Genomic DNA, 6,959 nt, shown 5'->3' with positions numbered 1-6,959 from the left:
CAAACTCTCCACCTTCATCGACCACTTCAACAACACCCTGGCCAAGCCGTTTCGCTGGACCTATACCGGCAAGCCGCTCGCGGCTTGAGTTGCAGACGGTCTCGGGATTTTCATAGCAAAGCACTAGGAGATGCCGTCGCCGCTGTCGCCAGAGCGCGTTTGCTGCCCCCGCGGCCGTTGGGAGCCTCGGGCCCGGCGCCCCGCGCGCTTCAGAGGTAGCGCCGGCGTCGCCTCAGCCCCGCTCGCCACCCTCCGCATCGTCGCTGGAGTCGTCGTCATTGTGCGTGGATGGCTTCGGCTCGAAGCCAGCTGCGCGCAGAAAGGTGTTCTGGGCATCCGCCCAAAGCTCGATGTTACGCTGGGTCATGAGATTAATGGCATCGAAGGGCGTCTCGCCCCAGGTCTCCGCCAGCTGCTTTTGCTGCTCGGCGAAGGCGTCCAGGGAGTGCTCCAGATAGCGCGCGAACACGCCCTGCAGGGTGCCGCCGTAGAAGCGGATGATCTGCGCCAGCATGTTGGCGGAAAAGAGCGGCTCGCCGCCGGCCTCTTCCTCCAGCATGATCTGCAACAGGATGGAGCGGGTCAGATCCGCATCGTTGGCCGTGTCCAGTACCCGAAACGGCACGCCGCGCATGACCAAATCGCGCACGTCCGCGATGGTGATGTAGTGGCTCAGCTCGGTGTCGTAGAGGCGCCGGTTCGGATACTTCTTGATGATGCGCTCGGTGGGCATGTCGGGCGGGGGGACAGCGGGATTGTCCCCCCAGTCTAACCCACCGACGGCGGGGTTGAGCGGGCGCGGATCAACGCCAAGGCTTCGGCTTTTTCTCACGCTCGCACCAATAGCCAACCCAGCGCCGGCTCAATCGCGCTCCACCGCCAGCGAGACGCCCTGGCCGCCGCCGATGCAGAGCGTCGCCAGGCCCTTCTGGGCACCGCGCTTTTGCATCTCGTGCAGCAAGGTCACCAGCACCCGGGCACCGGAGGCACCGATGGGATGGCCAATGGAGATGGCGCCGCCGTTGACGTTCACCTTCTCCGTATCCCAGCCCATGTCCTTGTTAACGGACAGGGCCTGCGCCGCGAAGGCCTCGTTGGCCTCCACCAGGTCCAGGTCGGCGACACTCCAGCCGGCCTTCTCCAGGCACTTGGTGGAGGCGGGGATGGGGCCGGTACCCATAATGGCCGGGTCCACACCGGCGGTGGCAAATGCCTTGATCCGTGCCAGCGGCGTGAGTCCCAGCTCCTGCGCCTTGGCTTCACTCATCACCACCACGGCGGCCGCGCCGTCGTTGATGCCGGAGGCGTTGCCCGGGGTCACGGTGCCTTGTTTGTCGAAGGCCGGGCGCAGCTTGCCGAGCTTGTCGGCGGTGACGCCGGCGCGGGGGAACTCGTCCTTGGCGAAGATCACCGGGTCGCCCTTGCGCTGGGGGATTTCCACCGGCACGATCTCATCGTCGAAGCGCCCGGCGACCTGAGCGGCTTCGGTCTTCTGCTGGGAATCGGCGGCGAAGGCGTCCTGGAGCTCGCGGGAGAAGTCGTATTGCTTCGCGATGTTCTCGGCGGTGACACCCATGTGGCAATTGTTGAAAGCATCCCAGAGGCCATCGACGATCATGCTGTCGACCATCTTCCAGTCGCCCATACGCTTGCCATCGCGGGAGCCGGGCAGGACGTGAGCGGCCTGGCTCATGCTCTCCTGACCGCCGGCGATGACCACCTCGGCATCGCCGCACATGACCGCTTGCATGGCCAGATGCACGGCCCGCAAGCCGCTGCCGCAGACCTGATTGATGGTCATGGCGGGGACCTCATGCGGCAGACCCGCGTGAATAGCGGTCTGGCGCGCTGCGTTCTGGCCGACGCCGGCGGCCAGCACCTGGCCCAGGATCACTTCGTTGATTTGCTCGGGCTTGAGGCCGGTGCGCTCCAGCAGGGCCTTGACGACGACGGAGCCCAGCGCCGTGGCGGGCAGGGAGGCGAGGGAGCCGCCGAAGCTACCGACGGGGGTGCGGGCTGCGGCGACGATGACGGCGGTTTGGGACATGGCTGGGTCTCCTTTGCGGTGGCTTCTTTGGTTGCGGGCTCGCCGGCGGCACCTGCCCGCCAGCGCGGTAAGAAATCGAGATCGACGAGTGAGAGTCTAACGGCTGAAGCGCGGACGCCGCCGCCCTTCCGACGGCGGAGTCTACGGGGTTTTGTTGCAGTGCACAAATTTCCGTGTTAGCGTTCGGCGCAATACCACTGAGAGGAGGGCGGCAGCGTCCGCAAATCGCATGGCGAACGATACCTTGTTCAACGACGACTGGCTCAAACTACAGCAACGCTATTGGGAGAATCTCACCGACATGAGCCGTAAGGCCATGGGTCTGGAGGCACCCAGACAAAATCCATGGGAAGCCGCAATGGATCAATGGTGGAAAGCCGTCTCCCCCGCCGCGAGCGATCCCTCCAAGCAGTTCATGGACCGGCTCATGGAGCAGGGCAAGGCCTACTTCGCCACGGTGGAGCGTTTCACGCGCGGCCTCACCGACGGCGGCACCGGCTGGGACGCACTAAACAAGACCTTCGACGACATGCAGCGCGCCTTCACCGAGGCGATGAGCAACGGCTTCGGTACCAATCCCTTTGCCATGGGCAGCACCGGCGCCGCAGACGACGCCATGCGCCGCGTGCTCGGCTTCTGGGAAATGCCCCTGGACAACTGGCAGCGCATGATGTCTTCGCTCTCACCCATGATGCCGGGCGACATGCTGCGCAACATGCCGCACGACCAAGTCAAAGAGAGCTTTGATCGCATGCTCTCCGCGCCCGGGCTCGGTTACACCCGCGAAGAGCAGGCCCAGTATCAAGACCTGATGCGCCGGGCCATGGACTACCAGCGCGCCTACCAGGAGTACATGGGCTTCTTTGCCAAGCTCGGCGGCAAGTCCGTCGAGCGCCTGCGCGAGCTCGTGCAGTCGCGCGCCGACGAGGACAAGCCCATCGAGTCCGCCCGCGAGCTCTACGACAGTTGGGTCGCCTGCTGCGAAACGGCTTATGCCGACGAGGTCAGCACGCCGGAGTACGCGCGCATCCACGGCCATTTGGTGAACGCCCAGATGGCGCTCAAAAAGCGCATGTCCGTAATGGTGGACGAAACCTTGGGGGCGATGAACATGCCCACCGCCAGTGAGGTGCGCACGCTGCAGGACCGCATGCAGGAGACCCGCCGCGAGAACAAGCACCTGCGCCGGGAGCTCGATTCCATCAAGCGCCAGATCGCGGAGCGCCCGGCGACGGCGAGCAGCGCACCGCCCGCTACCGCCGGGGAACCGAAGAAGAAGGCTGCAGCACGCAAGAAGACGGCTGCCAAGGCCGGACCGAGCGCCTAAAAGCAAAGCGCGGGCCCCAGTGCCTGCTCCTTACCTAGATCCTAGAGCCTAGGCCCTCGACCCTGCCCCGAACCGCCGCGGCACAGATTTAAGCACCACCGCTGAGGACACATCCAATATGTTCCCGATCGAAATCCGCCCCGACAAGCTCGGCGAGGAAATGCTCGACTACAGCCGCAAGCTGGGTCAGGGCATGGAGAACCTCATCAACGCCGGCGAAATCGACACCGGTGTCACGCCCAAGGACGCCGTCTACCACGACGACAAGCTGACCCTCTATCGCTACCACCGCCCGAGCGAGGTGGCGCAGCAAGAGGTGCCGCTCCTGGTGGTGTACGCGCTGGTGAACCGCCCGTACATGACGGATATCCAAGAGAACCGCTCCACCATCAAGGGCCTGCTGGGCACCGGACAGGACGTTTACCTCATCGATTGGGGCTACCCGGACCAAGCCGATCGCGCGCTGACGCTGGATGACTACATCAACGGCTATCTCGACGGCTGTGTGGACTACATTTGCGAGAAGCACGGGCTCGGAAAAATCAACATCCTCGGCATCTGCCAAGGCGGCACCTTCAGCCTGATGTACACCGCGCTGCACCCCGACAAGGTCCACAACCTGGTAACCATGGTGACGCCGGTGGACTTCAAAACGCCGGACAACCTGCTCTCCAACTGGGTGCAGAACATCGACGTGGACCTGGCCGTCGACACCATGGGCAATGTCCCGGGGGAGCTGCTCAACTGGACCTTCCTGAGCCTCAAGCCCTTCAGTCTCACGGGCCAGAAGTACGTCAATATGGTCGATCTACTCGACGACCCGGACAAGGTCAAAAACTTCCTGCGCATGGAGAAGTGGATCTTCGACAGCCCGGACCAGGCCGGCGAGACCTTCCGCCAGTTCATCAAGGACTATTACCAGAACAATGCCTTCATGGAAGGCACCGCCCGCGTCGGCGACCAGCCGGTGGACCTCAAGCAGATCACCTGCCCGGTGCTGAACATCTATGCCCAGCAGGACCACTTGGTGCCGCCGGCATCGTCCAAGGCCATGAACGGCATGACCGGCTCCGAGGACTATACCGAGCTCGCCTTCCCCGGCGGCCACATCGGCATCTATGTCAGCGGCAAGGCCCAAAAAGAGGTCACCCCCGCCATCGGCAACTGGCTCAACGAGCGCAGCTGAGCAGGGCCCCCAAGGGCGCAGGCACGCTCTGTGCCGGGCGCTTGTCGGCGAGCCCCGAGACTGCCTAACTCCGGGGCAGCCGCCCGCCGGTGCATTCTGCCGGCAGGGCCTTGCACGGGCAAAGGACATCACAGCGCGGCGAGACATCCCAGACAGAGTCCGCGCGCGTCCAGGCAAGCGATCGGGGCAAGCGATTGTTTAGGTGACAAGAGCCCCCCTTCCATGCTATCTATGTTCCCAGCGCCTTCTTGCCCGGCTGGAATCGCTCGTTGGAAGGGCCCTTATGTCGGCCCAAGGTTGACTGAGGATCGAGTGACCAAAATCTTTCCCGGGCATGGGCTCATCAGCCTGAGCGCAGCGCGACCAAATCTCCACCCGTGAAACGCAAACACCCTACTGTCGGAGTGACTACGATGTCCTACTCGAAAGCCTGTATTCTCCCCGTGGGGGCCCTGTGCGCGAGCCTCGGCGTTGCCGCCGCAAACGCTGAGCAGGCACCCGACCAGCCACTCGCCCAGCTCGCTGCGCTCGACGGTACCGTCATGGTCCAAAATGGGACTGGCTATGCATCTGCGGATGCGGGCATGTCGCTCGCGGCCAGTGACCGCATTTTCGTGCTCGAGGAAAGTCGTGCGACGCTAGCCTTCGCGGACGGATGCAATGAAGAGATCGTCGGACCGGACATGCGTACGCTGACGGACGATGCCACCTGCAAACAGCCGGAGTCCCTCGAGGAGGTCGCAGCGCGCGCGGCGGGCAGCGACGATGCAGTGCAGTTGTCCCAGGCGATGACTTCGCAGATCGTCGAGCCGACAGCCGGCTTGATCGGCTTAGGCGTTGCATCCGCGGCTGGCGTCATCTGGGCTGTATCGAACGATGACGCAGATCGTAGTCCTCGCCCAGCGCGCCCCATCAGCCCCGAATAAGCCCTCCAGTTCCGGGCACTATCTGGCCACGCTCCGTGGCGAGATAGTGCGTCGCGCTCGCCACATGAGAGCCAGAGCTTTCCCTCGCCTTCCAGCCTGCCAACAATTTTAGTTACAGACCCTTAACATAGGGCGTATACGCAGCAACGTTGCCCCGAAATTCAGCGGGAACCCCCTCCACAGGCTCTGCGCTTTTTCGTGAACTGTTGGCCATGCGAAGCGCCTGGCCGCGTGGGTGTTGGCGTGGCCGCTGTTTGCACTCGTCAGCTTCGATGAGTGCTGCCATTGTCGGTATCGGGCGGCATCCCGCACCAGTTGCCCGTCATCCCGGCTTCGGCGGAAATAGATGCCGGCGCAAAAGGGTATGAGGATACGTTATCGGGGCCGCAGCAAAGCCCGCCATGAGTCTCTCTTGATCAAGGACTCACATGATCGCGAGGTGCCTCACCACGCTCCGCCAGAGCAGCCATTTGCCGCACAGCCACCATTTCGGCAGCAATGGACACGGCGATCTCGGCAGGGGTGCGCCCACCCAGCGGCAGCCCGACGGGGCCACGCAGTCGCGCCGCCTGCGCCGGCGTCACGCCTAGGCTCGCGAGCCGCTCCCGGCGCGCCTGCTGGTTGCGTGATGAGCCGAGTGCACCGACGTAGAAGGCATCGCCGGTGAGCGCCTCCATCAGCGCCATCTCATCGAGCTTGGGGTCGTGGGTGAGGGCCACCACGGCGCTGCGCGGGTCGTTGGCGAGGTCGCGGACGCAGTCATCTGGCATGCGCGGATCGAGCTCCACGCCGAGACCCTCCAACTCCGCCAACCGCTCCCGGCGCGGGTCGCAGACGATGACCCGATAACCCAGCGCCCGCGCCATGGGCACCAGGTGCCGGGTGATGTGCACGGCGCCGATGATCACCAGCCGCAGACAGGGGCCGAAGGTGCGCTCGGCGGTGCGCCCGTCGAAGCGAAAGGTGTCGCCGTCGGCCCCTTCCCCGCTGCCGCGGTGCAGGCTCACCTCGCCGGTGTCCAGGCACAGCCGCCGGCGCAGGCTGGCGCGGGCAATAACGCGCTCCTCGAGCAGCCGCCAGGGCGCGGGGTCTCCGATGCGCTCCACCAGCAAATCCAGCCGGCCGCCGCAAGGGATACCGAAGCGCATGGCCTCCTTGGCATCCACGCCATAGCTGATCAGCCGCGGCAGCGTGTCCGCCGCGAGCTCCCCGGCCTGGACCTGCCGCATCAAATCCGCCTCTACGCAGCCGCCGGACACCGAGCCCGTCTCCTGGCCGTCCGCATCCAGCAACAGCATGGCACCCGGCGGGCGCGGCGAAGCGCCCCAGGTGGCGGCGACGGTGAAGAGCCAAGCCGGGCGATCGCCCAAGGCCGTGATGGCCGCCAGCAGCCGCTCGTCGTCGCTGACGGGCTCGGCGGGTGTCTCAAGGGGCGCAGCGGGGGATTCCGTCAAGGTTGGATCAGCCATGGGG

6 protein-coding genes are annotated in these 6,959 nt (G+C 64.9%); 3 read left to right on the top strand and 3 right to left on the bottom strand.

Annotation, left to right across the window (positions count from 1 at the left end):
• Positions 1–232 precede the first annotated feature (232 nt).
• Together phaR and CKO31_RS24885 are read right to left on the bottom strand one after the other, a co-directional pair.
• Positions 233–733, bottom strand: coding sequence for a polyhydroxyalkanoate synthesis repressor PhaR (gene phaR / locus CKO31_RS24890; protein WP_200243268.1), 501 nt, complete (start codon positions 731–733; stop codon positions 233–235).
• Positions 734–862: 129 nt separating this feature from the next.
• Complete coding sequence (locus CKO31_RS24885) at positions 863–2,047, bottom strand: acetyl-CoA C-acetyltransferase (RefSeq protein WP_200243257.1); 1,185 nt, start codon at positions 2,045–2,047, stop codon at positions 863–865.
• A 229-nt stretch (positions 2,048–2,276) separates the two neighbouring features.
• Between CKO31_RS24885 and phaE the strand changes: the two genes are divergently transcribed.
• From phaE to CKO31_RS24870, 3 genes are all read left to right on the top strand, one after another.
• Complete coding sequence (gene phaE / locus CKO31_RS24880) at positions 2,277–3,374, top strand: class III poly(R)-hydroxyalkanoic acid synthase subunit PhaE (RefSeq protein ID WP_200243255.1); 1,098 nt, start codon at positions 2,277–2,279, stop codon at positions 3,372–3,374.
• A 118-nt stretch (positions 3,375–3,492) separates the two neighbouring features.
• Complete coding sequence (locus CKO31_RS24875) at positions 3,493–4,560, top strand: class III poly(R)-hydroxyalkanoic acid synthase subunit PhaC (protein WP_200243254.1); 1,068 nt, start codon at positions 3,493–3,495, stop codon at positions 4,558–4,560.
• 413 nt (positions 4,561–4,973) lie between these two features.
• Positions 4,974–5,486: a FecR family protein gene (locus CKO31_RS24870; RefSeq protein WP_200243252.1), complete on the top strand. Its 513-nt coding sequence runs from the start codon at positions 4,974–4,976 to the stop codon at positions 5,484–5,486.
• 416 nt (positions 5,487–5,902) lie between these two features.
• Here CKO31_RS24870 and CKO31_RS24865 read toward each other — a convergent pair.
• Positions 5,903–6,959, bottom strand: a 1,057-nt coding sequence (locus CKO31_RS24865) for an XdhC family protein (protein WP_207148110.1), incomplete at its 5' end; no start/stop codon positions are given.

Origin of the sequence: Thiohalocapsa halophila (genome assembly GCF_016583825.1) — a bacterium.
Classification (GTDB): domain Bacteria; phylum Pseudomonadota; class Gammaproteobacteria; order Chromatiales; family Chromatiaceae; genus Thiohalocapsa; species Thiohalocapsa halophila.
This window is presented reverse-complemented; position numbering and strand designations above follow the sequence as displayed.